20 protein-coding genes are annotated in these 25,534 nt (G+C 67.9%); 18 read left to right on the top strand and 2 right to left on the bottom strand.

Going from position 1 to position 25,534, the window contains the following annotated elements; all coding sequences use genetic code 11:
• Positions 1-19 precede the first annotated feature (19 nt).
• A complete protein-coding gene (locus ABL844_RS24495; protein ID WP_418129315.1) occupies positions 20-1,480 on the top strand; it encodes an MFS transporter in 1,461 nt (486 codons plus the stop codon).
• On the opposite strand, the gene ABL844_RS24490 is transcribed toward ABL844_RS24495, so the two are convergent.
• Complete coding sequence (locus ABL844_RS24490; RefSeq protein ID WP_418129313.1) at positions 1,477-1,905, bottom strand: hypothetical protein; 429 nt, start codon at positions 1,903-1,905, stop codon at positions 1,477-1,479. The genes ABL844_RS24495 and ABL844_RS24490 overlap by 4 nt on opposite strands.
• Positions 1,889-2,479: a nucleotidyltransferase domain-containing protein gene (locus ABL844_RS24485; protein WP_260319404.1), complete on the bottom strand. Its 591-nt coding sequence runs from the start codon at positions 2,477-2,479 to the stop codon at positions 1,889-1,891. The genes ABL844_RS24490 and ABL844_RS24485 overlap by 17 nt, the downstream gene beginning before the upstream one ends.
• 90 nt (positions 2,480-2,569) lie before the next feature.
• Between ABL844_RS24485 and ABL844_RS24480 the strand changes: the two genes are divergently transcribed.
• From ABL844_RS24480 to ABL844_RS24400, 17 genes are all read left to right on the top strand, one after another.
• Positions 2,570-2,890, top strand: coding sequence for a nucleotide pyrophosphohydrolase (locus ABL844_RS24480; RefSeq protein WP_418129310.1), 321 nt, complete (start codon positions 2,570-2,572; stop codon positions 2,888-2,890).
• 116 nt (positions 2,891-3,006) lie between these two features.
• Positions 3,007-4,275 (top strand): urea ABC transporter substrate-binding protein, encoded by a 1,269-nt coding sequence (urtA, locus tag ABL844_RS24475; protein WP_019657838.1) that lies wholly within the window; start codon positions 3,007-3,009, stop codon positions 4,273-4,275.
• Positions 4,276-4,467: 192 nt separating this feature from the next.
• Positions 4,468-6,015, top strand: coding sequence for an urea ABC transporter permease subunit UrtB (gene urtB / locus ABL844_RS24470; RefSeq protein ID WP_184641124.1), 1,548 nt, complete (start codon positions 4,468-4,470; stop codon positions 6,013-6,015).
• Complete coding sequence (urtC, locus tag ABL844_RS24465; protein WP_418129308.1) at positions 6,012-7,232, top strand: urea ABC transporter permease subunit UrtC; 1,221 nt, start codon at positions 6,012-6,014, stop codon at positions 7,230-7,232. Before urtB ends, urtC begins: the two co-directional genes overlap by 4 nt.
• Positions 7,229-8,107, top strand: a complete 879-nt coding sequence (gene urtD / locus ABL844_RS24460; RefSeq protein ID WP_184641126.1) for an urea ABC transporter ATP-binding protein UrtD — start codon at positions 7,229-7,231, stop codon at positions 8,105-8,107. The genes urtC and urtD overlap by 4 nt, the downstream gene beginning before the upstream one ends.
• A 13-nt stretch (positions 8,108-8,120) precedes the next feature.
• Positions 8,121-8,813 carry an urea ABC transporter ATP-binding subunit UrtE gene (gene urtE, locus ABL844_RS24455; protein WP_093197661.1) on the top strand — a complete coding sequence of 231 codons (693 nt, stop codon included), beginning with the start codon at positions 8,121-8,123 and terminating at the stop codon, positions 8,811-8,813.
• 132 nt (positions 8,814-8,945) lie between these two features.
• Positions 8,946-10,196 carry an MFS transporter gene (locus ABL844_RS24450; protein WP_418129307.1) on the top strand — a complete coding sequence of 417 codons (1,251 nt, stop codon included), beginning with the start codon at positions 8,946-8,948 and terminating at the stop codon, positions 10,194-10,196.
• A gap of 102 nt (positions 10,197-10,298) precedes the next feature.
• Entirely contained in the window at positions 10,299-11,873 is a 1,575-nt protein-coding gene (locus ABL844_RS24445) for an alkaline phosphatase D family protein (RefSeq protein ID WP_418129305.1), read from the top strand.
• 101 nt (positions 11,874-11,974) lie between these two features.
• Positions 11,975-12,985 carry an aldo/keto reductase gene (locus ABL844_RS24440; protein WP_418129304.1) on the top strand — a complete coding sequence of 337 codons (1,011 nt, stop codon included), beginning with the start codon at positions 11,975-11,977 and terminating at the stop codon, positions 12,983-12,985.
• Between the two features lie 197 nt (positions 12,986-13,182).
• Positions 13,183-14,658: an efflux transporter outer membrane subunit gene (locus ABL844_RS24435; RefSeq protein WP_418129303.1), complete on the top strand. Its 1,476-nt coding sequence runs from the start codon at positions 13,183-13,185 to the stop codon at positions 14,656-14,658.
• A gap of 4 nt (positions 14,659-14,662) precedes the next feature.
• On the top strand, positions 14,663-15,880 hold the full coding sequence (locus ABL844_RS24430; RefSeq protein ID WP_418129302.1) for an efflux RND transporter periplasmic adaptor subunit: 1,218 nt from the start codon (positions 14,663-14,665) through the stop codon (positions 15,878-15,880).
• Positions 15,877-19,044 carry an efflux RND transporter permease subunit gene (locus ABL844_RS24425; protein WP_418129301.1) on the top strand — a complete coding sequence of 1,056 codons (3,168 nt, stop codon included), beginning with the start codon at positions 15,877-15,879 and terminating at the stop codon, positions 19,042-19,044. The genes ABL844_RS24430 and ABL844_RS24425 overlap by 4 nt, the downstream gene beginning before the upstream one ends.
• Before the next feature lie 33 nt (positions 19,045-19,077).
• Complete coding sequence (locus ABL844_RS24420; protein ID WP_418129299.1) at positions 19,078-19,773, top strand: heavy metal response regulator transcription factor; 696 nt, start codon at positions 19,078-19,080, stop codon at positions 19,771-19,773.
• Complete coding sequence (locus tag ABL844_RS24415) at positions 19,770-21,146, top strand: heavy metal sensor histidine kinase (RefSeq protein ID WP_126023381.1); 1,377 nt, start codon at positions 19,770-19,772, stop codon at positions 21,144-21,146. Before ABL844_RS24420 ends, ABL844_RS24415 begins: the two co-directional genes overlap by 4 nt.
• 212 nt (positions 21,147-21,358) lie before the next feature.
• Entirely contained in the window at positions 21,359-22,285 is a 927-nt protein-coding gene (locus ABL844_RS24410) for a DedA family protein/thiosulfate sulfurtransferase GlpE (RefSeq protein ID WP_418129298.1), read from the top strand.
• Positions 22,286-22,673: 388 nt separating this feature from the next.
• Positions 22,674-24,047 carry a HipA domain-containing protein gene (locus tag ABL844_RS24405; protein ID WP_418129297.1) on the top strand — a complete coding sequence of 458 codons (1,374 nt, stop codon included), beginning with the start codon at positions 22,674-22,676 and terminating at the stop codon, positions 24,045-24,047.
• A 224-nt stretch (positions 24,048-24,271) separates the two neighbouring features.
• Positions 24,272-25,510: an MFS transporter gene (locus tag ABL844_RS24400; RefSeq protein ID WP_418129296.1), complete on the top strand. Its 1,239-nt coding sequence runs from the start codon at positions 24,272-24,274 to the stop codon at positions 25,508-25,510.
• The last annotated feature ends 24 nt before the right edge of the window (positions 25,511-25,534 follow it).

Here is a 25,534-nt window from a genome sequence, read left to right as displayed (position 1 = left end):
TCCAACACTCGAATCCATCATGACGCAGTCAAACATCGCTTCGGCAGCATCGCTTTCTTCCACCGGCAGCCAGAGTCCGGACGCGACACGTCCCGGCCGGCTGGGCCTGTGGGTCATGCTCAGCGGCACCTTCCTCGTGGTGCTGGACTTCTTCATCGTCAACGTCGCGCTGCCCTCGATGCAGCGCGAACTGCAGGCGAGCGCGGGCACCCTGCAGCTGGTGGTGGCCGGCTACGGCCTCGCTACCGCCGCGGGCCTGATCACCGGCGGCCGGCTCGGCGACCTGTTCGGGCGCCGTCGCATGTTCATGCTGGGCCTGCTGCTGTTCACGCTCGCTTCGGCCGCCTGCGGCCTGGCGCCGAACGCCGAACTGCTGGTGGCGGCACGCGTGCTGCAGGGACTGGCCGGCGCGCTGCTGCAGCCGCAGGTGCTGGCGATGATCGGCCTGGCCTACACCGGGGAAGACCGGGCGCGCGCCTTCGCGGCCTATGGACTCACACTGGGGTTGGGCGCCACGCTCGGGCAACTGGTCGGCGGCCTGTTGATCCATGCCGACCTGGCGGGTCTCGGCTGGCGCAGCTGCTTTCTCATCAACGTGCCGATCGGCCTGCTGGCGCTGACGCTTGCACCGCGCGTCATTGCGCCGCTGGCGAACAGCGGCAACAGCCGCCTCGACCTCGCCGGCATGCTGCTCGTGGCCGCGGGCTCGGCGGCAGTGGTGCTGCCGCTGGTGGAAGGCCGCGAACAGGGCTGGCCGCTCTGGAGCTGGCTGTGCCTTGCTGCGGCGCTGCCGCTGCTCGCAGCCTTTGCACACCAGCAGCGCCGGCTCGCAGTGCGTGGCGGTGCGCCGCTCGTAGCTCCGGTGCTGCTCGCCAACGGCCGCTTCGGCATGGGCCTGCTCACGACGCTGGCCTTCTACGTGGGCAATGCCTCGCTCTACTTCGTGCTCGCGCTCTACCTGCAGCAGGGCCTGGCCCTCGACCCGCTCAGCTCGGGCATCGTCTTCACGGCGCTGGCGGCCGGCTTCTTCGCGACGTCGATGATGGGTGCGCGCCTCGCGCGCCGCTTCGGCGGCAAGCCGCCCATCGCGCTCGGTGCCCTTGTGCTCGCCACGGGGCATGCGCTGCAGTTCGTCAACGTGGCCGTCTGGCCCGGGCACTCGCACCTCGTGGCGTGCATGGTGCCCTTGCTTCTGGTGCAGGGCGCGGGGCTCGGCATGGTGATGGCGCCGCTGGTCTCCACCGTGCTGGCCGGCCTGCCGCCGCAGCATGCGGGCGTGGCCTCGGGCGTGATCTCGATGGTGCAGCAGGCGAGCAACGCACTGGGCGTGGCGCTGATCGGCATTCTTTTCTACGGGCGGCTCGGCGATGCGCCGGATGCGGGGGCGTATGCGAGCGCCTTCGGGGTGGCGCTGCTGTATCTGACGGTGTCGGCGCTGCTGGTGGCTGGCTTGCATCGCCGGGGCACGCGGACGGCCTAGCTACCGGAGAGCGTGGGGAGTTCCGACAGCTTCTCCGACACCCGCTTGCAGGCGGTGATCAAGTCGCGAACGATGCGTTCCTCGATGTTCATGTCGCCCTCGTATTCGCCGAGATTTCGTATCTCATGTCCCTTGGCGAGCACGCGCCATACCTCCGGCCCGAGCGACAGGGTGTGAGGAAGTACCTGGAAAACGATGAAGCGATTGCTCGATCGATACCCGTGCCATCGCAGCGCAGCGAGGCACATGGCATGCGCCGCGTTGTAGACGAGATCGAAGCGGCTTTCCAGGGAGAGCTGCGCCAGTTGGGCATCTGCCAGACGTGCCTGGCCAGAGCGCATCAGGCCGGCGAATTCACGCGCGTCGGGTGCTTCGGCAGCCAGCGGCTTCGACGGGCCGCACAGGTTTTCAAGTGGGGAGGACATGCGCGTCGCCGATCACCCAGAGCTTGGGCTGTGCCATGACGCGCGTGACGAACGATTCGCCGTCCTTGTGCTTTCGCATGAGTTCTTTCCTCGTGAACATGGTCGGATTCACTGTACGGCCGAGGCGTGCCGATACAGCGTCGAGTGCGAGAAAGAGATCCGAATACGCAAGTTCGTCACTGATCAGAAGCAGATCGATGTCGCTCGCTGCCGTGTCGCTCTTCCTGGCCACCGAGCCGAAGACGAACGCGGCTTCGATCCTGTCGGCCACCGGCGCCAGGGCTTCGCGCAGGGGGCCGGCGAGCCCGAATGTCTTTCGCACGATGCCGCACAGCTCCTCGAAGATCGGCGAGTCCGCATTGGCCTGATAGTGCTTCTGGTTGCCCACGCGCGAGGTTGCAAGCAGCCCGCTGTCGCTCAGGCACTTGAGTTCGCGCTGCACTGCTCCCGACCCGGCGCCGGTAAGCTTGATCAGTTCGCTGGAGAAAAAGCTCCGGTCCGGTTGGCCGAAGAGATAGCCCAGCACGCGCTGCTGGGTTGTCGTGAACAAGGCGTCAGCCAAGCCCGTGGGCATGTCTTGTTCCGGCGGAGGAGGTAGATATTTACCCATTTTGGGCATTTTAATGCCCAAAATGGGTTTTTGACCCGATGTTCCATGACCGGCATGACCAACGATCTTCAATCGCTCACCCAGGCCCTTCGCGACTTCGCCCAGGCCCGCGACTGGGAGCAGTTCCACTCCCCCAAGAACCTTGCCTGCGCACTTTCGGTGGAGGCCGCCGAGCTGCTCGAACACTTCCAGTGGCTCACCGAGGCCCAGAGCCGCGACCTGCCGGCCGACAAGCGCGCAGAGATCGGCACCGAGGTCGCCGACGTCTTCCTCTACCTGCTGCAGCTCGCCGACAAGCTCGGCATCGACGTGATCGAGGCCGCGCGCAGCAAGATGCTCCTCAACGCCCGCAAGTACCCCGCGCCGCCGGCCTGAGTACGTCCGTGTACGCCACCCGGCGTATTTCCCCTTTGTGGTGCATTCCGCAGACTCCCTCCCACGCCAGCCAAGGCTGTCGAAAAGGTTCAACCAACCCCGGAGCAGGAGTCCATATGCAACGTCGTTTCACCCTCAAGGCGCTCACCGCCGCCGTCGCGCTGGCCAGCATTTCTGCTGCGCCCGCATTCGCCGCCGATACCATCAAGGTCGGCGTGCTGCACTCGCTGTCGGGCACGATGGCCATCTCGGAAACCGTGTTGAAGGACACGGTGCTGATGGCGATCGACGACATCAACAAGAAGGGCGGCGTGCTGGGCAAGCAGCTCGAGCCCGTGGTGGTCGACCCTGCCTCCAACTGGCCGCTGTTCGCCGAGAAGACCAAGCAGCTGCTCGGCCAGGACAAGGTCTCGGTCATCTTCGGCTGCTGGACCTCGGTGTCGCGCAAGTCGGTGCTGCCGGTGGTCGAGGAAATGAACGGCCTGCTGTTCTACCCCGTGCAGTACGAGGGTGAAGAGCTCTCCAAGAACGTGTTCTACACGGGCGCCGCGCCCAACCAGCAGGCCATTCCGGCCGTCGACTACCTGATGAGCAAGGAAGGCGGCGGCGCCAAGCGCTGGGTGCTGCTGGGCACCGACTACGTGTACCCCCGCACCACCAACAAGATCCTGCGCGCCTACCTGAAGAGCAAGGGCGTGAAGGAATCCGACATCGACGAGAAGTACACCCCCTTCGGCCACAGCGACTACCAGACCATCGTGGCCGACATCAAGAAGTTCTCGGCCGGCGGCAAGACGGCGGTGGTCTCGACCATCAACGGCGACTCCAACGTGCCCTTCTACAAGGAACTGGGCAACGCCGGCCTGAAGGCCAAGGACGTGCCGGTGGTCGCCTTCTCGGTGGGCGAGGAGGAACTGCGCGGCGTCGACACCAAGCCGCTGGTGGGCCACCTAGCCGCATGGAACTACTTCATGTCGATCAAGAACCCGACCAACACCGCCTTCATCAAGCAGTGGAGCGAGTACGCCAAGGCCAAGAACATCGCCGGCCACAAGGACAAGCCGCTCACCAACGACCCGATGGAAGCCACCTGGATCGGCATCCACATGTGGAAGCAGGCGGTCGAGAAGGCCAAGTCGACGGACACCGACAAGGTGATCGCAGCCATGGCCGGCCAGACCTTCACCGCACCCTCGGGCATCGTCTCGAAGATGGACGAGAAGAACCACCACCTGCACAAGAGCGTGTTCATCGGCGAGATCAAGGCCGACGGCCAGTTCAACGTGGTGTGGAAGACGCCGGGTCCGGTCAAGGCCAAGCCGTGGAGCCCGTACATCGAAGGCAACGACAAGAAGCCGGATTACCCCGCTGGCAAGTCGATGTAATTGATCGACAAGCCCCTTGCCTCGCTCCCTCTCCCCTCGGGGAGAGGGCGGGGTGGGGGCAACGGCGGTCGATCGGGCCGCCGCGTTTGTTTGAAGGCCTCCGGCCCTCACCCCAACCCTCTCCCCCAGGGGAGAGGGAGCAACACGAATTTCATGATGCTTCGACGATCCCTTCACTGCGCCTTCGCCGCCATGCTCCTCCTGGCATCGGCCGCCCACGCGCTGACCGCCGACGAAGCCCGGGCCATCGCCTCCGGCGAATCCGAGGCCCGCATCGCCGCGCTCAACAAGGCCGTGCTCACGGCAGACGACAAGACGGCAGCCTTCATCCAGGCCATGTCCGACGACGCGGTCAAGTACACCGAAGACAAGGTCTTCGTGATGAAGGACGACAAAGGCTACGATCCGGTCACCGGCACCGAGCTGAAGGTGCCCGACACCGCCGAGGACGTCGTCAACAACAACCTCATGCGCGGCGCGCTCGATGCCGCGCAGGCCGCGCTCAAGCTCACGAGCAAGGACGACGCGGTGCGCGCCGAGGCCGCGCAGGCGCTCTTCAAGGAGCCCGACGAGTCGCGCCTGCCGATGGTCGAGAAGGCGCTGGCCGCCGAGACCAACCCCAAGATCAAGTCCCAGCTGGAGCTGGTGCGCGCCGCCAGCATGCTCGGCAGCGCCGACAAGGCCAAGCGCCTCGCCGCGGCCAAGGAGCTGGGCAACAACCGCAACCCCGACACCAAGCTGCTGCTCAACCAGCGCCTGGCCGACGAGACCGAGGCCGACGTCAAGGCCGCCATCGTCGCGTCCATCGCCAGCATCGACGGCGCGCTGGTCTGGGGCGACCGCATCAACGCCGTGTTCAGCGGCGTCAGCCTGGGCTCGGTGCTGCTGCTGGCCGCGCTGGGCCTGGCCATCACCTACGGGCTGATGGGCGTCATCAACATGGCCCATGGCGAGCTGATGATGATCGGCGCCTACGCCACCTACGTGATGCAGGGCATCTTCCAGAAGTACATGCCCGAGGCGGCGTTCGGCTGGTACCTGGTGGCCGCCATTCCCGTGTCGTTCCTCGCATCGGCGCTCGTGGGCGCGGTGCTGGAGCGCGGCGTGATCCGCTTCCTCTACGGCCGCCCGCTCGAGACGCTGCTGGCCACCTGGGGCATCAGCCTGATGCTGCAGCAGCTGGTGCGCTCCATCTTCGGCGCGCAGAACGTCGGCGTGGAAAACCCCGGCTGGATGAGCGGCGGCTTCACCATGCTGAGCAACGTCACGCTGCCGTGGAACCGCATCTGCATCATCGTCTTCGCTGCGCTGGTGCTGCTGGCCATGGGCTGGCTCATCGGCCGCACGCGGCTTGGCCTGTTCGTGCGCGGCGTCACGCAGAACCGCCCGATCGCCTCGTGCATGGGCGTGAACACCGCGCGCATCGACACCTATGCCTTCGCGCTCGGCTCCGGCATCGCGGGCCTGGCCGGCTGCGCGCTGAGCCAGATCGGCAACGTCGGCCCCGACCTGGGCCAGAGCTACATCGTCGACAGCTTCATGGTGGTCGTGATGGGCGGCGTGGGCCAGCTCGCGGGCACCGTGTACGCGGCGCTGGGGCTGGGCATTCTCAACAAGTTCATCGAGGGCTGGGCGGGCGCGGTGCTCGCAAAGATCGCGGTGCTCGTTTTCATCATCATCTTCATCCAGAAGCGGCCTCAAGGCATCTTCGCGATGAAGGGCCGGAGCGCAGAGGCATGAGCAAGGTCGTACTTCCAACCAAGGGGCCGCTCTTGAGCGGCAAGGGCTGGACGGCCTTCTTCGTCGCGCTCATCGTGGTGTGCGCGCTGGCGCCCGTGCTCAACATGTGGGTGCCCGTCGACAGCCCGCTGCACATGAGCGACTACGCGGTGGCGCTGGTCGGCAAGATCATGTGCTATGCGATCTGCGCGTTGGCCATGGACCTGATCTGGGGCTACACCGGCATCCTCTCGCTGGGCCACGGCCTCTTCTTCGCGCTGGGCGGCTACATGATGGGCATGTACCTCATGCGCCAGATCGGCCGCGACGGCAACTACAAGAGCGACCTGCCGGACTTCATGGTGTTCCTCGACTGGAAGACGCTGCCCTGGCACTGGACCTTCAGCGACAGCTTCATCGCCACGCTGGTGCTGATCGTCGCGGTGCCGGGCCTCATCGCCTTCGTGTTCGGCTTCTTCGCCTTCCGCTCGCGCATCAAGGGCGTGTACTTCTCGATCATCACGCAGGCCATGACCTTCGCTGCCATGCTGCTGTTCTTCCGCAACGAGACGGGCTTCGGCGGCAACAACGGTTTCACCGACTTCAAGCGCATCCTGGGCATCCCGATCGCCACGCAGGAAATGCGCATGACGCTCTTCGCGCTCACCGGCGCCACGCTGCTGGGCTTCTTCCTGTTCGCCAAGTGGCTCATCGGCAGCAAGTTCGGCCGCGTGCTGCAGGCCATCCGCGACGCCGAGACGCGCGTGATGTTCTCGGGCTACAACCCGCTGCCGTACAAGCTCACGATCTGGGTGATCTCGGCCGTCATGTGCGGCGTGGCCGGCGCGCTCTACGTGCCGCAGGTCGGCATCATCAATCCGGGTGAGATGAGCGCCGCCAATTCCATCGAGATCGCCATCTGGGCAGCGGTGGGCGGGCGCGCGACGCTGATCGGGCCGATCATCGGCGCCTTCATCGTCAACGGCGCGAAGAGCTGGCTCACGGTGGCCTATCCGGAGTACTGGCTGTACTTCCTGGGCGCCTTGTTCATTGCTGTCACGCTGTTCCTGCCGAACGGCATCGTGGGGCTGGTGCGCAAGTGGTTGTCGAGGGAGAAAAAGAAGACCACGGCGCCCGAGCCTGCGCAGGATGCGCGTCGCGCAGTCGCGGCGGAGCAGGGCGTCGAGCCCGATGCGCTGGCCTCGCTGCCGGTGGATGCGAAGGGAGCACGCGCATGACGCCAGACCTGATGGAAGCCGGCGCCGAGCGCGTCGCGCGCGCCAGCGGCATCCACTACGTGAGCGGCAGCACCGAATCGGGTGGCCGCGCCGCCGACTTCGGCCGCCACGTCACGCCGGGCGAGGTCGACGTCACGCACGGCCGCATCCTCTACCTCGAAGACGTGAGCGTGAGCTTCGATGGCTTCAAAGCCATCAACAAGCTGTCGCTGGACATCGCGCCGGGCGAGCTGCGCTGCATCATCGGACCGAACGGCGCCGGCAAGACGACGATGATGGACATCATCACCGGCAAGACCCGGCCCGACGAAGGCACGGTGTTCTTCGGCAGCACCATCGACCTGCTGCGCCACCGCGAGGCGGAAATCGCGCAGCTGGGCATCGGGCGCAAGTTCCAGAAGCCGACGGTGTTCGAGCACCTGACCGTGTTCGAGAACCTGGAACTGGCGCTGAAGACCGACAAGGGCGTGCGCTCGTCGATGCTCTTCAGGCTCGACTCTGCGCAGAGCGACCGGCTCGCCGAGGTGCTGGAGACCATCCACCTCGCCGACAGCGTCTCGCGCCTAGCCGGCAACCTGAGCCATGGGCAGAAGCAGTGGCTGGAAATCGGCATGCTGCTCATGCAGGACCCGAAGCTGCTGCTGCTCGACGAGCCCGTGGCCGGCATGACCGACGAGGAAACGGCCCGCACTGCCGAGCTCTTCCTTTCGCTCAAGGGCAAGCACTCGCTGATGGTGGTGGAGCACGACATGAGCTTCATCCGCACCATCTCCGAGATCGTCACCGTGCTGTGCGACGGCTCCGTGCTCGCGCAGGGCACGCTGGACGAAGTGCAGGCCGACGAGCGGGTGATCGAGGTCTACCTGGGCCGCTGAGGGGGAACGAACCATGCTGACAGTCAAGAACATCCACCAGTACTACGGCGGCTCCCACATCCTGCGCGACGTGAGCTTCGAGGCGAAGCTCGGCAAGGTCACCGTGCTGCTGGGCCGCAATGGCGTGGGCAAGACCACGCTGCTGAAGTCGCTCATGGGCCTGGTGCCCATCAAGAGCGGCAGCATCGAGCTCGAAGGCAAGCCGATCCACAAGGCCACGCCCTATGAGCGGGCCAGGGCCGGCATCGGCTTCGTGCCGCAGGGCCGCGAGATCTTCGCGCGGCTCACGGTCGAGGAGAACCTGCGCATGGGCCTGGCCTACAAGAGCGGCGGCACGCCCATACCGGCGGAGCTGTACGAGCTCTTCCCCGTGCTCAGGCAGATGATGAACAGAAGGGGCGGAGACCTCTCCGGCGGGCAGCAGCAGCAGCTGGCCATCGCCCGGGCGCTGGCGCCCAAGCCGCGCCTGCTGATCCTCGACGAACCCACCGAGGGCATCCAGCCCAGCATCATCAAGGACATCGGCCGCGTCATCCGCATGTTGGCCGACCGGGGCGACATGGCCATCGTGCTGTGCGAGCAGTACTACGACTTCGCCCAGGAACTGGCCGACGACTACCTCGTGATGGAACGCGGCGAAGTCATTGCGCGCGGCCTCGGCAAGGACATGGAAGCGCAGGGCGTGCGGCAGCTGGTGGCCATCTGAGTCCACGGGCGAGGCCCTCGCGGCCCTGCCAGTACAAGGTCTTCGGCATCTGCGTATCGGTGCGGTTTCAGGGTTTACCCTAAAATCGCGCCTTGCCCGCTGCCGCCGGGCACACCTCCCAGGAGCCTGGCCTTGAACGCCTCCCCACCCGCGCAGGACAGCGCGGCCACCGACATTTCTTCATTCACACTGCCTTCGGGCGCACCCGCCAGCTTCCTGCGCGCGGTGCTCGCGCTCGGGGTCGGCGGCTTCGCCATCGGCACCGGCGAGTTCGTCATCATGGGCCTGCTGCCCGAGGTCGCACGCGACATCGGCGTGAGCATCCCGCAGGCCGGCCACGTCATCAGCGCCTATGCGCTCGGCGTGGTCATCGGCGCGCCGGTGCTCGCGGTGCTGGCCGCCGGCTGGCGCCGCCGCGCGCTGCTGATCGCGCTCATGGCCGTGTTCGCGGCAGGCAACTTCGCCAGCGCCGCCGCGCCCAACTACGTGCTGCTGAACCTGCTGCGCTTCGCGGCGGGGCTGCCGCACGGCACCTACTTCGGCGTGGCCGCGCTGGTGGCCGCCACGCTCGCGCCGCCGGGGCGCCGCGCGCGGGCCGTGGGGCTCGTGATGCTGGGGCTCACCGGCGCCACGCTGGTGGGCGTGCCCATCGCGGCGTGGCTGGGCCAGTTCTTCGGCTGGCGCGCGGCCTTCGTGTTCGTGGGCCTCATCGCGCTGGTGGCCATCGCGCTGCTTCGCCGCGACATCCCCGACATGGCGCCCGCCGCCGGCGCCAGCCCCTGGCGCGAACTCGGCGCACTCAAGCGCAAGCAGGTGTGGTTCACGCTCGGCATCGCCGCCATCGGCTTCGGCGGCATGTTCTCGGTGTTCAGCTACATCAAGCCCACGCTGATCGAGGTGGCCGGCATGCCGGTGGGCGGCGTGCCCATCGTGCTCGCGCTCTTCGGCCTCGGCATGGTGGTGGGCAACCTCGTGGGCTCGCGGCTGGCCGACAAGTCGGTGATGCGCACCATCGGCGGCGTGATGGTCTACGCGGCGCTGGTGCTCGCGGTGTTCACCTTCGCGGCGCACAACGTCGTCGCGGCCGCCATCAACGTGTTCCTCATCGGCTCGACCGTGGCCATCGGCCCGGCATTGCAGATCCGCCTGATGGACGTGTCGGGCGACGCCCAGACGCTCGCGGCCGCGCTCAACCACTCGGCCTTCAACATGGCCAACGCGCTGGGCGCATGGCTCGGCGGCGTCGCGATCGCGGCGGGGCTGGGCTGGACTTCGACCGGCTGGGTCGGCGCGCTTCTGGCGCTGGCGGGGCTCGGCATCTTCGGCTGGGCGGTGGCCAGCGCACGCGCCGCTGCGCGCCGGCCCGCGGCCGTCGCCTGCTGAGCTTCGGGTCGAGATCGTTTCGCAGGGCCCCGGTTGACAGGGGCGAGCGAAGCGGACGACATTGCCGTGGATGACCTCGCCGATCACCCTGGCATGCGAAGAATGAGCTCGCGGCCTTTCCTGCCCTCGTTCTCGCGCCGGCGTCTGCTGGGCGCCGGCCTTGCGGCCGCATTCGTCGGCCATCCCTTGCCGAGGCTGCATGCACAGCCGGCAACCGCTGCACCAGGCTATCCGTTCACGCTGGGCGTCGCCTCGGGCGCGCCCCGTGCCGACGGCTTCGTGCTCTGGACGCGGCTCGCGCCGCAGCCGCTGCACGGCGGCGGCATGGGCGATGCGCCTGTCGAAGTGAACTGGGAGGTCGCCGACGACGAGAGCTTCAGGCGCGTCGTCGCCAAGGGCAGGGCCGTCGCGACAGCCGAGCTGGCGCACTCGGTGCACATCGAGGTGCAAGGCCTGCCGCCGGCGCGCTGGTACTGGTATCGCTTCACCGCTGGCGGTGCGCGCAGCCCCGCCGGCCGCACGCGCACCGCGCCAGCCGACAACGACGAAGCCCTGCAACAGCTGCGCTTCGCCTTCGCCTCCTGCCAGCACTACGAGCATGGCTACTACGCCGCCTACCGCGACATGGCCGTGCAGTCGCTCGACTTCGTGGTGCACCTGGGCGACTACATCTACGAAAGCTCCCGCAAGTCGCACCAGGTGCGCCGGCACGAGGGTGGCATCCCCACGCAGCTCGGCGAGTTCCGCGACCGCTACGCGCTCTACAAGGCCGATGCGCAGTTGCAGGCCGCACACGCCGCCTTCCCGTGGCTCGTGACCTGGGACGACCACGAAGTGGCGAACGACTACACGAACGACGAGTCGCCGCGCACGGCGGACCCAGCGCAGTTCCTCGCGATCCGCGCCGCCGCCTACCAGGCGTGGTACGAGCACATGCCCGTGCCCGCCAGCATGCGCCCGCGCGGCCCCGATGCGCTCATCTACGGCCACCACCGCTTCGGCCGCATGCTCGACCTGCTGCTGACCGACGGGCGCCAGTACCGCTCGCACCACGCCTGCCTTTCTGGCCGCAGCGCTTCGCCGCTGGCCGACTGCGCCGACCGGCTCGCGCCCGAGCGCAGCTTCTTCGGCGCGCAGCAGGAGGCCTGGCTGGCGCGCGAGTTGGCCGCGCCGCCCGCACGATGGACCGTGCTCGCCCAGCCCACGCTACTGGCCGAGGCCGACCGCAAACGCGGCGCAGAACACGGCTACTGGATGGACGGCTGGGACGGCTATGCCGCCGCCCGCGCGCGCCTGCTCGACGCGCTGGCCGAACACAAGGCGCGCGGCGGCAATGCGCTGGTCGCCAGCGGCGACGTGCACGCCTTCTGGGCCGCCGACCTGCGCCGCGGCGATGCGCAGCAGGGGCCGCTGGTCGCGACCGAGTTCGTCGGCGGCGCCATCACCTCCGAAGGGCCGAGCGCCGCCGGCGTGGCGAACATGCTCGCGAAGAATCCGCAGCTGCGCTATGGCCGGGCCGACAGGCGCGGCTATGCGCTCGCCACGCTCGATGCGCGCGGCGCCACGGTTGAGTTCCGCGCGGTGGAAGACGAGAAGACGGCCGATTCGCCGGTCGGCACCATGGCGCGCTTCTCAGTCGAGCACGGCGCGCCCGGCGTGCACGCCGAAGGCAGCTGAAACGCCCGCCCGCCTGCAGGGTCGCGCGGCCGTGCCTATGATGGCCGCCGCTCCCTTCCTTCCATCTCATCTCCTTCCCTCCAGAGCGAGAACCGAACACCATGAGCATTCCCTCCACCCGTCTCGGCCGCACCGGCCTCACCGTCTCCCGCCTCGCCCTCGGCACCATGACCTTCGGCCTGCAGACCGACGAGGCCGTGTCGCACCAGATCCTCGACAAGGCGGCCGAAGGCGGCATCAACTTCCTCGACACGGCCGACGTCTACCCGCTCGGCGGCACCATCGAGACGGCCGGCCGCACCGAGGAAATCATCGGCAACTGGCTCGAGAAGCAGGGCCCCGCGGGCCGCCGCCGCTTCGTGCTGGCGACCAAGGCGGTCAACAAGGTCGGCCCCAACAGCTGGGACCAGGGCGCCTCGCGCAAGCACCTGCTCGACGCCATCGATGCCTCGCTCAAGCGGCTGAAGACCGACCACGTCGACCTCTACCAGCTGCACATGGACGACCGCGAGACGCCGCTCGAAGAGAGCCTGGAGGCGCTCGACACCATCGTGAAGTCGGGCCGCGCGCGCTACATCGGCGTGTCCAACTTCCTGGCCTACCGCCTGGCCCGCGCGCTGGGCAAGTCCGACCTGCTGAGGCTCACGCGCTATGTGTCGGTGCAGCCGCGCTACAGCCTGCTGTTCCGCGAGATCGAGCGCGAACTGCTCCCGCTGGCGAGCGAAGAGGGCCTGGGCGTGATTCCCTACAACCCGCTGGCCGGTGGCCTGCTCACCGGCAAGTACAAGCCCGGCGGCAAGCCCGAGGAAAACACCCGCTTCACGCTCGGCACCGCCGGCGGCATGTACCAGGACCGCTACTGGAACGAACGCAGCTTCAACACCGTCACCCAGCTGCACAAGCTCGCCGATGAAGCCGGCGTGCCGCTGGCCACCCTGGCCGTGGCCTGGGTGATGGCCAACCCGCTCATCACCGCGCCGCTGCTCGGTGCGAGCCGCCCCGACCAGCTCGACGCGACCATCGCGGCGGCGGAATACAAGCTCGACCCGGCCCTCAAGCAGAAGCTGGACGATCTGACCGCCGAGTACCGCAAGGGCGACGCCCCGCGCTGAGCGGCTTTTCTCCTTCCCCCGCTGGGGGAAGGCCGGGATGGGGCAGGCCTTCGAAGAGGCGCCGCGCTTTCTTGAGCGCCGTCGTGCCCCCACCCCAGCCCTCCCCGAGCGGGGGAGGGAGGAAGACCGAAAACTGTCAAAACTGTCAGTTAGTCGACAGCGAGGGGTTTGATGCCGGCTCCTAGAGTGCCCGCATCATGGTTCTTTCCGACGCCCCATCCCTCCCGCGCGCCGCCCTCGCGCTGGCCGCCTTGCTCCTCGCGGGCTGCGCCGTCGGCCCCGACTACGTCCGCCCGCCGCTGGACGTGCCCGCCGCCTTCAAGGAAACCGGCGGCCCCTGGAAGACCGCCGCCCCGCAGACCATCGACGCCGACCATCCCTGGTGGGACGCCTTCGGCGACAGCACGCTCAGCGCGCTGATCGTGCAGGCGAACGCGGCCAACCAGAACATCCGCGTGGCCGAGGCGCAGTACCGCCAGGCGCAGGCGCTGGCCGCCGCGGCGCGTGCGGGCTTCTTCCCCACGGTGGGCCTCAACGCCGGCGCCACGCGCGCCCAGACCAACAGCACCGGCACCGTCAAGCTCGGCACCACCGACACCCTGGGCCTCGGCGCGAGCTGGGAGCCCGACATCTGGGGCGCCGTGCGCCGCTCGGTCGAGGCCGGCAATGCCGGCGCGCAGGCCAGCGCCGACGACTTGGCCGGCGCGCGGCTCAGCATCCAGACCACGCTGGCTCAGGACTACCTGCAGATCCGCGTGATCGACCTGCAGCGCAACCTCTACGCGAGCACCACCGCCGCCTACGCCAAGGCGCTCGAGCTAACCCAGCACCAGTACGCGGCCGGCACCGTGCTGCGCTCCGACGTGGCGCTGGCCGAGAGCCAACTCAAGACCGCGCAGGCGCAGGCCGTCGATCTCGAAGCCCAGCGCAGCCAGCTCGAACATGCCATCGCGGTGCTGACCGGTCAGGCGCCTGCGTCGTTCTCGCTGCCGCCGCTCGAGACCTCTTCGAACCCGCCGACCGCCGAATCGCTTTCGTCAGCCGCCGCGCTGCGCCTGCAACTCCCTGTGACGCCCGCCGGCCTGCCTTCGGAGCTGCTGGAGCGCCGCCCCGACATCGCGGGCGCAGAGCGCCGCGTGCAGGCGGCCAACGCCAACATCGGCGTGGCCAAGGCCGCCTACTACCCGCAGATCGTGCTCAGCGCCAGCGGCGGCTTCAGTGCCGCCACGCTGGGCACGCTGTTCAACACGCCCAGCCGCGTGTGGTCGCTGGGTGCGGCGCTGGCGCAGACCGTGTTCGACGGCGGCCTGCGCAAGGCTCACACCGACCAGGCCGTGGCCGCCTACGACGCCTCCGTCGCGCAATACAAGCAGACCGTGCTCGCCGGCTTCCAGCAGGTCGAAGACAACCTCGCCACCCTGCGCGTGCTCGACAACGAATCGGCACTGCAGGCCGACGCGGTGCGCGCCGCCCAGCTCGCCGAGCGCATGGCGCTGAGCCAGTACCGCGCGGGCACCGCCACCTACCTCAGCGTGGTGACGGCGCAGACGCTTTCGCTCACCAACCAGCGCACGGCCGCGCAGGTGCTCGGCCGCCAGCTGGCCGCCAGCGTCTCGCTGATCGCAGCCACGGGCGGCGGCTGGAACGCCGCTGAAACGACTTCCGGGAATTGATGCCATGACGACGACCGCAGAAACCACCACGCTTCCCCTGTTCCAGCGCCGCTCCACCTGGTTCGCGACCGCCACCCTGGTGCTCGTGCTCGGCGGCGGCGCCTGGGCGCTCACCCATCACGCGGCCAACGCCGCCAAGCCCGATGCGCCGAAGAGCCCGCCCGTGCAGGTGACCACCGCGCGCGTCGCGACCCAGACCGTGCAGGTCTACCGCTCGGGCATCGGCACCGTCGCCTCGATGGCCACCGTGACGGTCAAGGCGCGTATCGACGGCCAGCTCGACAAGGTCGGCTTCGTCGAGGGGCAGGACGTGAAGGCCGGCCAGCTGCTGGCCCAGCTCGACCCGCGCACGCTGCAGGCCCAGCTCGCGCAGGCGCAGGCCACCAAGGCCAAGGACCAGGCCACGCTGGCGAATGCCCGTGCCGACCTCAAGCGCTACACCACGCTGCTCTCGCAGGACGCCGCCACGCAGCAGCAGGTCGACACGCAGAAGGCCCTCGTCAACCAGCTCGAAGCGGCGGTGCAGAACGACGCGGCCCAGGTGCAGTACGCCGAGGTGCAACTGAGCTTCACGCGCATCACCTCGCCCATGAACGGCCGGGTGGGCGCGCGGCTGGTGGACCCGGGCAACATCGTCCACGCCGCCGATGCCAACGGGCTGGTCGTCATCAACCAGATCGACCCCATCGCCGTGCAGTTCACCCTGCCCGAAGAGGCCGTGCAGGACATCAACCGCGTGCAGCAGCAGAGCAGCCAGCCTCTTTCGGTGGTGGCCTACGACCGCAGCGGCACGCAGATGCTGGGCACCGGCAAGCTGATATTGCTGAACAACCAGATCGACACCACCAGCGGCACGGTGCAGCTCAAGGGCAGTTTCGCCAACCCGCAGCACACGCTGTGGCCGGGCCAGTTCGTCAACGTGCGGCTGCAACTCGACCGCCGGGCCGACTCGCTCACGCTGCCCGCCGCCGCGGTGCAGCGCGGCCAGGACAGCACCTACGTCTGGGCCGTCGATGCAGAGAACAAGGTCGCCAACGTGCCGGTGCACGTGGTGCAGATCGCCGACGGCACGGCCGTGATCGACAAGGGCCTGGAGGCCGGCCAGCGCGTGGTGGTCGACGGCCAGTACAAGCTCAAGCCCGGCGCCACCATCGTCGAGCCGCCGCCCGCCGCCGCTAAGAATGCCGACGGCAAGAAGGTTGCCAGCGGGAGCAGCAATTGAGCATCTCCGCCGCATTCATCAAGCGCCCCATCGGCACCACGCTGCTGGCGCTGGCCATCCTGCTGGTCGGCGCGGCGGTGTTTCCGCTGCTGCCGGTGGCGCCCCTGCCGCAGGTCGACTTTCCGACCATCCAGGTTTCTGCCAACCTGCCGGGCGCCAGCCCCGAGACCATGGCGTCGAACGTGGCGCAGCCGCTGGAGCGGCAGTTCTCGCTGATCGCGGGGCTCTCGCAGATGACATCGACCAGCGGCCTAGGCTCCACCCAGATCACGCTGCAGTTCGACCTCGACCGCAGCATCGACGCGGCCGCGCTCGACGTGCAGGCCGCCATCAACGCATCCACCGGCCAGCTGCCCGCCAACCTGCCGAGCCCGCCCACCTTCCGCAAGGTGAACCCGGCCGACGCGCCCATCCTCATCCTCTCTGTGCAGTCGAAGACGCTGCCGCTGACCGAGGTGAACGACTACGCCGACAACATCCTCGCGCAGCAGATATCGCAGATATCGGGCGTGGGCCTGGTCAACATCGGCGGCGTGCAGAAGCCGGCGGTGCGGGTGCAGGTCGACCCGGCCAAGCTCGCCGCGCTGGGCCTGAGCCTGGAAGACGTGCGCACCGTGCTCGCATCGGCCACCGTCAACGCGCCCAAGGGCACCATCGACGGGCCCAGCCAGAGCTTCACCGTCTACACGAACGACCAGCTGCTGAAGGCCAAGCCGTGGAACGACGTGGTGCTGGCCTACCGCAACGGCGCGCCCATCCGCGTGAGCGACCTTGGTGTGGCGGTCGACGGCCCCGAGAACGCCAAGATCGCCGGCTGGGCCTACGCGGGCGCCGCAGCGCCCGAGGGCAGCAACGTGCAGAACGGCCGCTCCATCGTGCTGGCCATCACCAAGCAGCCCGGCGCCAACGTCATCGAGACGGTCGACCGAATCAACGCCGCGCTGCCCAGGCTCAAGGCATCGATTCCGCCGACGGTGGAGGTCAACGCCATCATCGATCGCACGCAGACCATCCGCGCCTCGGTGAAGGACGTGGAGTTCACGCTGCTGCTGACCATCGCGCTGGTGGTGGCGGTGATCTTCGTGTTCCTGCGCAACGTGCCGGCCACGCTCATTCCCAGCGTGACGGTGCCGCTCGCGCTGCTGGGCACGGTGGCGGTGATGTACCTGCTGGGCTACAGCCTCGACAACCTCTCGCTCATGGCGCTGACCATCGCGGTCGGCTTCGTGGTGGACGACGCCATCGTCATGCTGGAAAACATCTACCGCTACGTCGAAGAGGGCATGTCGGCGGTCGAGGCCGCGTACAAGGGTGCGGGCGAGATCGGCTTCACCATCATCTCCATCTCGGTGTCGCTGGTGGCGGTGTTCATTCCGCTGCTGCTCATGGGCGGCATCGTGGGGCGGCTGTTCCGCGAGTTCGCGGTGACGGTCACGCTCACCATCGTGGTCAGCGTGGTGATCTCGCTCACGCTCACGCCCATGCTGTGCTCGCGCTTCCTGAAGAACGAGCACGGCAGCCAGCACGGGCGGCTCTACCAGCTCTTCGAGCGCGGCTTCGACGCCATGCTCGGCGCCTACAAGCGCGGGCTGCACGTGGTGCTCGACCACCAGTTCATCACGCTCATGACCTTCATCGCCACGGTGGCGGCCACGGGCGTGCTGTTCGTGTTCATTCCCAAGGGCTTCTTCCCGCAGCAGGACACGGGCTTCATCTCGGGCTTTGCAGAGTCGGCGCAGGACGCTTCCTTCGCGTCGATGAACGCCCGCATGGTCGAGCTGGCCGACGTGGTGCGCAAGGACCCGGACGTGACCGGCTTCGGCATGAACGGCAGTTCGTCCACCTACAACACCGGCAACTTCTACATCAGCCTGAAGCCCAAGGACGAGGGCCGCACCGCCAGCGCCGACGAGGTCATCGCGCGGCTGCGTCCGCAGCTTGCCAAGGTGCAGGGCGTGAACCTGTTCCTGCAGGCCGGCCAGGACATCCGCGTGGGCGGCCGGGCCTCGCGCACGCAGTACCAGTACACGGTGACCGACGCCAACCTCGACGAGCTCAACACCTGGGCGCCCAAGCTGCTGGAGCGCTTCAAGCAGCTGCCCGAGATCACCGACCTGGCCACCGACCAGCAGAACGCCGCCGCCTCGGCCGTGCTCACCATCGACCGCGACCGCGCGTCGAGCTTCGGCATCTCTCCGGCCACCATCGACGCCACGCTGTACGACGCCATCGGCCAGCGGCAGGTGGCGCAGTACTTCACCCAGCTCAACAGCTACCACGTGGTGCTGGAGGTGACGCCTGCGCTGCAGCAGGACCCGGCGCTCTTCAGCAAGCTGTACCTCAACTCGCCCATTACCGGCCAGCAGGTGCCGCTGTCGACCTTCGTGAAGGTGGACACCAGCAAGACGGCCTACCTCTCGATCAGCCACCAGGGCCAGTTCCCGGCCGTGACCATCTCGTTCAACCTCGCGCCGGGCCATGCGCTGGGCGACGCGGTGAACGCCATCAACAAGGCGCAGGCCGACATGGGGCTGCCGCAGTCGCTCACCGGCTCGTTCCAGGGCACGGCGCAAGCCTTCCAGGACTCGCTGGCCTCGCAGCCCTACCTGATCGCCGCGGCGCTGGTGGCGGTGTACATCGTGCTGGGCCTGCTGTATGAGAGCTACATCCACCCGCTGACCATTCTCTCGACGCTGCCCTCGGCCGGCGTGGGTGCGCTGCTCATATTGATGGCGGGCGGCTACGACCTGAGCGTGATCGCGCTGATCGGCATCATCCTGCTCATCGGCATCGTGAAGAAGAACGGCATCATGATGATCGACTTCGCGCTCAAGGCCGAGCGCGAGCAGGGCATGACGCCGCAGGAGGCCATCTACCAGGCCTGCCTGCTGCGCTTCCGCCCGATCATGATGACCACCATGTGCGCGCTGCTCTCGGGCCTGCCGCTGATGCTGGGCCACGGCTCGGGCTCCGAGCTGCGGCGGCCGCTGGGCTACGCGATGGTCGGCGGGCTGATACTCTCGCAGGCGCTCACGCTGTTCACGACCCCGGTGGTCTACCTGTACCTCGACCGCGCTCACTACTGGTACATGCGCCGCAAGGAAGCGCGCAAGGCCAGGAAGGCCGGCAGGGCCGAGGTAGCCGCCGAGGTGCAGCACGGATGAGCGCCACCGGTTGACGCAGCGCAAGCCCATGCCATGAAGATCCTGATTGTCGAAGACGAACTGAGAACCGCGGACTACCTCTCCAAGGGGCTGACCGAGCAGGGCTGCGCGGTCGACATGGCGCACAACGGCATCGACGGCCAGCACCTCGCGCTCACCCACGAGTACGACGTGATCGTGCTCGACGTGATGCTGCCGGGGCAGGACGGCTTCTCGGTGCTGCGCGCGCTGCGCGCCGTGAAGCAGACGCCCGTCATCATGCTCACCGCGCGCGACCGCGTGGAAGACCGCATCAAGGGCCTGCACGAAGGGGCCGACGATTACCTTGTCAAGCCCTTCTCCTTTCTCGAACTGCTGGCGCGGCTGCAGGCGCTGAACCGCCGCGGCCGCAAGCAGGAGCCGATGCAGCTGCGCATTGCCGACCTGCAGATCGACCTGCTGGCACGCAAGGCATTCCGGGGAAGCACCCGCATCGACCTCACCGCCAAGGAGTTCGCGCTGCTGGCCGTGCTGGCGCGCCGCCAGGGCGAGATCCTTTCGAAGACCGCCATCGCCGAGTTGGTGTGGGACATGAACTTCGACAGCAACACCAACGTGGTCGAGGTGGCCATCAAGCGGCTGCGCGACAAGATTGACGCGCCCTTCAGCCCGAAGCTGCTGCACACCATCCGCGGCATGGGCTACGTGATGGAACTGCGCGAGGGAGCAGGGGAGGGCGCCGCCTCGTGAAGCGCTCCATCACCGCGCGGCTGGTGCTGATGTTCGCGGCGGTGGCGCTCGCGACCTTCGCGCTGGCCGGCTTCGCGCTGCACAACGTGCTGGCGCGAGAGCTGGAGCGGCACCAGTACGAGGAGCTCGACACCACACTCAAGAGCCTGCAGTTCTGGATCAAGGCCATCGGCAGCCCCGAGCGCTGGTCGCGCGTGCAGGCGCGCATGGACGCGCTCACCCCTGAAGACGGCAGCGTGCGCTTCTGGGTGCTCAGCGACGATCCGCGCTTCCAGTACGGCAAGGGCCTGGCCGAGATCGACGGGCTCACCCGCGAGGCCAACGGTCACACCAGCGTCATCGAGCTGCCGGGGCAGGAGCGGCCGTTCCGTACCCTGTCTGTGCACATCGATCCCTTCGAGCAGCGGCCGGCGGTGCGGCTGATCGTCGGGCGCAACACCGAGCCCTATGCGCGCACGCGCCAGGCTTTCCTGAGTGCGCTGGTCGCGCTCGGGCTGGGCGCGGTGCTGGTGGTGGCCTTCTCGGGCTACTGGATCGCCCGCGTGGGATTGCGGCCGCTGGAGCGGCTGTCGAAGGAGGCGCAGGCGCTGCGGCCCAAGACGCTGTCGCAGCGGCTGCGCGCGGAGCCGCTGCCGGTGGAACTCTCGGCGCTGGCCGAAGCATTCAACGGCGCGCTGAGCCGGCTCGAAGAAGCCTACGGCCAGCTCGAAGCCTTCAACGCCGACGTGGCGCACGAGCTGCGCACGCCGCTGGCCAACCTCATCGGCAGCACGCAGGTGGCGCTCTCGCGCCAGCGCAGCGCCAGCGAGTTCCAGGAGGTGCTGCAGGCCAATCTCGAAGACCTGGAGCGGGTGCGCTCCATCGTCAACGACATGCTGTTCCTCGCGCGCGCCGACCGCGGCGAGGTGGCGACCGGGCTGGTACTCACCCCCGTGGCGCAGGAAGTGCGCAAGACCATCGAGTTCTTCGAGTTCGTGCTCGACGAGACGCGTGCCCAGGTCGTCATCGAGGGCGACGTGCAGGCCGAGGCCCGGCTGGAGAGCGCGCTCTTCCGCCGCGCGATGTCGAACCTGCTGCAGAACGCCATCGAGCATTCGAAGCCCGGCGCACAGATCGCCGTGAGGCTGCGCGAAGAGGCTGCAGCCACCTGGATCACCGTGTCGAACCCCGGCGAGCCCATCGACGCGCAGCACCTGCAGCACCTGTTCGACCGGTTCTACCGCGTCGACGAGGCCCGCAACGACGGCGGCGAGCACCACGGGCATGGCCTGGGCCTGGCCATCGTGAAAGCTGTGGCGAGCATGCACGGCGGGCAGGTCAGCGCTTCGAGCGAAGAGGGCTGGAATACCTTCGGCTTCAGCGTAGGGAATTAGCCCTCCCCCAGGCTTGCCCACTTCGTGTGGCCGCCAACCCCCTCACCGGGGGCGATGCCTGCGGCCCGGCAAAGCCGGTTCCGCGGCATCCCGCGAATGTCCGCAGGGCAGTACGTTCTTGGGCCATGCCGGAGAATCGCTGCCGGCATGAACAGCACGCAACCTCCGCAAATTCTTCCGGCATCCGGACAAGGGCAGCCATGGCGCAGCTGATGTCCCTGCTTGTGCAGAACGCGATCCTGGTGGTGTTCGCCGCCAGCTTCGCCGCGCGGCTGGGTCTGCCCGTGCCGGCTGCGGCGGTGCTGGTGCTCACGGGCGCGCTGCTGGCCGCGGGCGACGTCTCTGTGGCCGGCGTGGTGGTGGCGGCCGTCATCGCCAACCTGCTGGGCGACGGGGCGTGGTTCTATGCGGGGCGACGCTTTGGCTACCGCTTCATGCGCATGCTGTGCCGAATTTCGCTGTCGCCGGATTCGTGCGTGCGGCGCGGCGAATCCCTCATCTCCGACTGGGGCGGCCTTTCGTTGGTCGCCGCCAAGTTCGTGCCGGGCGTGTCGGTGGTGGCGCCGCCGATGGCCGGGGCGCTGGGCATGTCGGTGCGGCGCTTCATCGGCTTCGACGTCGGGGCCGCACTGGTCTGGACAGGGCTCTTCCTCGGGCTGGGCTGGGTGTTCCGCAATCAGATCCAGGAGGTGCTGGCCATCCTCGCGCAGGCAGGCGGCATTGCCACGGCAGCGGTGGCCGTGCTGCTGGCGGTGATTCTCGCGGTGCGCTACTGGCGCCGCCGCGCCTTCATGCGGCTCACGGGCATGCCGCGCATCTCGGTGGAAGAGCTGCACGAGCTGCTCAGCGGCGAGGAGCCCCCGCTGGTGATCGACGTGCGCGGCAAGGCCGGCGTGCAGGTCGACCCGCGCCGCATTCCGGGGGCGCAGTCGTACACCCTCAAGGCGTTGCAGCAGCGCAGCCTCGACCTGTCGCACGCGGCGGGGCGCGACGTGGTTCTGTACTGCAACTGCCCCAACGAGGTGTCGGCCGCGCAGGCCGCGCGGGTGCTGCTGGCGCGCGGTGCGCGGCGGGCGCTGCCGCTGACGGGCGGGCTCGACGCCTGGGTGGCCTCGGGCCGGCCGACCACGGTCGACTGAACGTCTCCAAGTGGCGCTGGCCCATGGCCTCAACGCCGACCTCGTTCTCAGGTGGCGCCGCATGGTTGACGCGAGAGGCATCACCTCGAAGGCCGGCCACCCGCAAGCCGAGTTCGTCTCGCTCACGTTGGCGCCAGGCCCTGCGGTCGGCCGGTCGCGTCGGAGAGTTACTGCCGCATCGCTGCCAGCCAACCGCAGTGCGCTGATCGAAGGACCGACGTCAAGACGGGATCACCGCGCGCCTTCCTCCTCGGCGCCCGCCGACGATGACGCGCACGACACATCGTTTCCTAGCTAAAAGACGCGCATCCAGGCATAATTTCATCAATTCTTTGAACTATTCATCCAATAATTCATTCAACGCCACACCAACCTAGCAGGCAATGAGATGAACCGTACCTCCATTGTTCGACAGGCGTTGGCTCAGGGGGCGAGGCCAACTAACGATCTTTTGGCGCTTCTCGGTACAAGCCAGCCCACCCTGTCTCGAACTATTCAGGAATTAGGACGCGAAGTCATCCGTTTCAGAGAACCGGGTGTGCGAACCCCACGCTACGCGCTTGTCCGCAGTGACCCAGTTCCTTCGCCCCAACCGGTATTTCGGGTGGACGAAGAGGGCCGGGTGACGGAATTGGGAAAGGTCAATTTTCTTTCTGGAGGCGGTACCTGGGTTGACCTGGATGGCCCGGACAGCCGCCTCCACCAAGGACTGCCGCCTGCCATGGCGTTCGCGGCGCCATCGGGCTACCTGGGCGCACGGATCGCAAAGGTGGTTGCCGCGGAGCTGAGGGTGCCTGCATCCTTGCGGGACTGGTCCGACGATCACCGCGTGAAGTTTCTTTGCTCCATGGGCTCGGACGTACCGGGATCCCTCATATGGGGAGCCAATTCGTTCGCCACGCACATGGCATCCCGACAGGTCGCGCCGATCGCGAGCGCAGACATTGCCCGGGTCTATCCACAACTTGCGACCTCCACGACCCAAACAGGCGCTGGCAGCAGCGCAGGCGGCGAGCAACCCAAGTTCACATGCGAAACCGAAACCCGCGGCCATCTCATCGTGAAGTTCGCCCGCGTCGGGACCAGATCATCGGAGATGCTCGTCCTGGAGGAGCTGGCGTTGCGTGCGCTGCAAGAGGCCGGCACGGAGGCCGCGTCAGCGCACTATTTCGAGAGCGACGGGTATGGGTTTCTCGAAGTCGAGCGTTTTGATCGAGTGGGCCGCTTTGGACGACGCGGCATGATTTCCGCCGGCGCGATCGACGACGAGCTGTTCGGCATGCGGGACAACTGGCCAGCATTCGCTCAGCGATGCGAAGAGGCGGCGATTCTCGGGGCGGACTCCGTACGCAAGGTCCTCGTCCTGACAGCCTTCTCGGAGCTGATTGGCAACGGCGATCGCCATTTCGAAAATCTCTCCCTCATGACCGATGCGCACGGCCAGCCCCGTGACGTGTCTCCGGCCTATGACATGCTCCCGATGATGTATGCGCCCGTCGGCGGCGGCATCGAGCCGGAGTTGAGGCTGGTCACCCCGTCGTTCCAATCCCTGGGAGCCAGGTCCGACGTGTGGGAGCAGGCGTTCCGTGCCTCGCACGCCTTCTGGTTGTCAGCCGCCGCAGACACGCGGCTGTCCAGCCCGATGCGCGAGATCGGCATCGGCAACGCCCAGCGGGTTACCGAGATAGTGACGCCCCTGCTGCCTGCGCTCGAATCTTCCACGCACGAGGATTCATCGGGCTCCATGGACCACCCGCGCTGAACGCACAAGGGACTGCGGCTGCACAGTGGCCGCGGGTCGTTGAGTTCCATGCAATCCTGACTCTTGGCGGACACCACCGTCATGGACTCTGGGGCCGGCTCAAGACGGGATCACCGCGCGCCTACGGCCCAAGGCCCGCGCCTGCAGAAACCCGCCCCGCGTGCTATGGTGCCCGGCCCTCGGGTTAACCCGAGGGCAGACCTCTCGCAAACCGGGATCCCTCCGTGTCCTTTCCATCCTCCGCGGCGCCCGCCGCTCGATCCGCACACCCCGCCGCGCCGGGCCTCAGCCCGGCCCTCACGCTGGTCTTCGCAGTCGCCTGCGGCCTGTGCGTGGCCAACATCTACTACGCCCAGCCGCTGATCGGCCCCATCTCCGACACGCTGCAGCTGCACGCCGGACTGGCCGGGCTCATCATGACTCTCACCCAGCTCGGCTACGGCGCGGGCCTGCTGCTGCTGGTGCCGCTGGCCGACGTGGTCGAGAACCGCCGGCTCATCGTCGGCGCGCTCTTCGGCGCGGTGATCGGGCTGGTGGGCATCGCGCTGTCGAACTCGGCTATCACCTTCCTCGCCGCTTCCTTCGTGGTCGGCACCTGCGCAGTCGCGGCCCAGGTGCTGCTGCCCTTTGCCTCGCACCTCGCGCCCGAGGCCACGCGCGGCAAGGTGGTCGGCAACATCATGGCCGGCCTGCTCGGCGGGATCATGCTGGCGCGGCCTTTCGCCAGCGTGGTGGCTTCCGCGCTGGGCTGGCGCGCGGTGTTCTGGGTGTCGGCAGTGCTGATGGCCACCCTCATCGCCGTGCTGTGGCGCGCGCTGCCGCAGCGCCGGCCGCACGCTTCCATCGGCTATGCGCGCACCATGGCTTCGCTGCCCGGCATCGTGCTGAACACGCCGCTGCTGCGCCGTCGCGGCTTCTACCAGGGGATGATGTTCTCCGCCTTCCAGGCCTTCTGGACGGCCGTGCCGCTCGCGTTGGTGCACGAGTTCGGCATGGGACAGCGCGGCATCGCGCTCTTCGCGCTGGCCGGCGCGGCGGGCGCGCTGCTGGCGCCGGTGGCAGGACGCTTGGCCGACCGGGGTTGGACGCGCCCTGCCACCGGCGGAGCCATCGCGGTCGCGCTCTTCTCCTTCGTGCTGGGCGCTATCTCCATGCACTACCGCTCGCTGGCCGGCCTCGTCGCGGCCGGCATCCTGCTCGACGGCGCGGTGCAGCTGTGCCAGGTGCTCAACTTCCGCAGCCTCTTCATGCTTGCACCCGAACTGCGCGGCCGCATCAACGGCCTGTTCATGACCTTCATCTTCATCTGCGCGGCGGTGGCATCGGGCATCGCGGCGGCGGTGTATGCCTTTCACGGGTGGAGCGGGCTGTGCCTGCTGGGCGGCGGGTATGTGGTGCTGGCGCTGCTTTACTACGCGACGGAGTTCAAGCGGGTAGCCGCTCCGGCAGCTGTGGGCGGCTGATCCGGCCCCCGAAAGGTGCGGTGG

The organism is Variovorax sp. 278MFTsu5.1, assembly GCF_048305045.1.
GTDB classification, from domain to species: Bacteria; Pseudomonadota; Gammaproteobacteria; order Burkholderiales; family Burkholderiaceae_C; genus Variovorax; species Variovorax guangxiensis.
This window is presented reverse-complemented; position numbering and strand designations above follow the sequence as displayed.

Coding starts and splice junctions, on each gene's coding strand:
- ABL844_RS24495 (WP_418129315.1), top strand. CDS start 20: ATGACGCAGTCAAACATCGCTTCGGCAGCATCGCTTTCTTCCACCGGC.
- ABL844_RS24490 (WP_418129313.1), bottom strand. CDS start 1,905: ATGTCCTCCCCACTTGAAAACCTGTGCGGCCCGTCGAAGCCGCTGGCT.
- ABL844_RS24485 (WP_260319404.1), bottom strand. CDS start 2,479: ATGCCCACGGGCTTGGCTGACGCCTTGTTCACGACAACCCAGCAGCGC.
- ABL844_RS24480 (WP_418129310.1), top strand. CDS start 2,570: ATGACCAACGATCTTCAATCGCTCACCCAGGCCCTTCGCGACTTCGCC.
- urtA (WP_019657838.1), top strand. CDS start 3,007: ATGCAACGTCGTTTCACCCTCAAGGCGCTCACCGCCGCCGTCGCGCTG.
- urtB (WP_184641124.1), top strand. CDS start 4,468: ATGCTCCTCCTGGCATCGGCCGCCCACGCGCTGACCGCCGACGAAGCC.
- urtC (WP_418129308.1), top strand. CDS start 6,012: ATGAGCAAGGTCGTACTTCCAACCAAGGGGCCGCTCTTGAGCGGCAAG.
- urtD (WP_184641126.1), top strand. CDS start 7,229: ATGACGCCAGACCTGATGGAAGCCGGCGCCGAGCGCGTCGCGCGCGCC.
- urtE (WP_093197661.1), top strand. CDS start 8,121: ATGCTGACAGTCAAGAACATCCACCAGTACTACGGCGGCTCCCACATC.
- ABL844_RS24445 (WP_418129305.1), top strand. CDS start 10,299: ATGAGCTCGCGGCCTTTCCTGCCCTCGTTCTCGCGCCGGCGTCTGCTG.
- ABL844_RS24440 (WP_418129304.1), top strand. CDS start 11,975: ATGAGCATTCCCTCCACCCGTCTCGGCCGCACCGGCCTCACCGTCTCC.
- ABL844_RS24435 (WP_418129303.1), top strand. CDS start 13,183: ATGGTTCTTTCCGACGCCCCATCCCTCCCGCGCGCCGCCCTCGCGCTG.
- ABL844_RS24430 (WP_418129302.1), top strand. CDS start 14,663: ATGACGACGACCGCAGAAACCACCACGCTTCCCCTGTTCCAGCGCCGC.
- ABL844_RS24420 (WP_418129299.1), top strand. CDS start 19,078: ATGAAGATCCTGATTGTCGAAGACGAACTGAGAACCGCGGACTACCTC.
- ABL844_RS24410 (WP_418129298.1), top strand. CDS start 21,359: ATGTCCCTGCTTGTGCAGAACGCGATCCTGGTGGTGTTCGCCGCCAGC.
- ABL844_RS24405 (WP_418129297.1), top strand. CDS start 22,674: ATGAACCGTACCTCCATTGTTCGACAGGCGTTGGCTCAGGGGGCGAGG.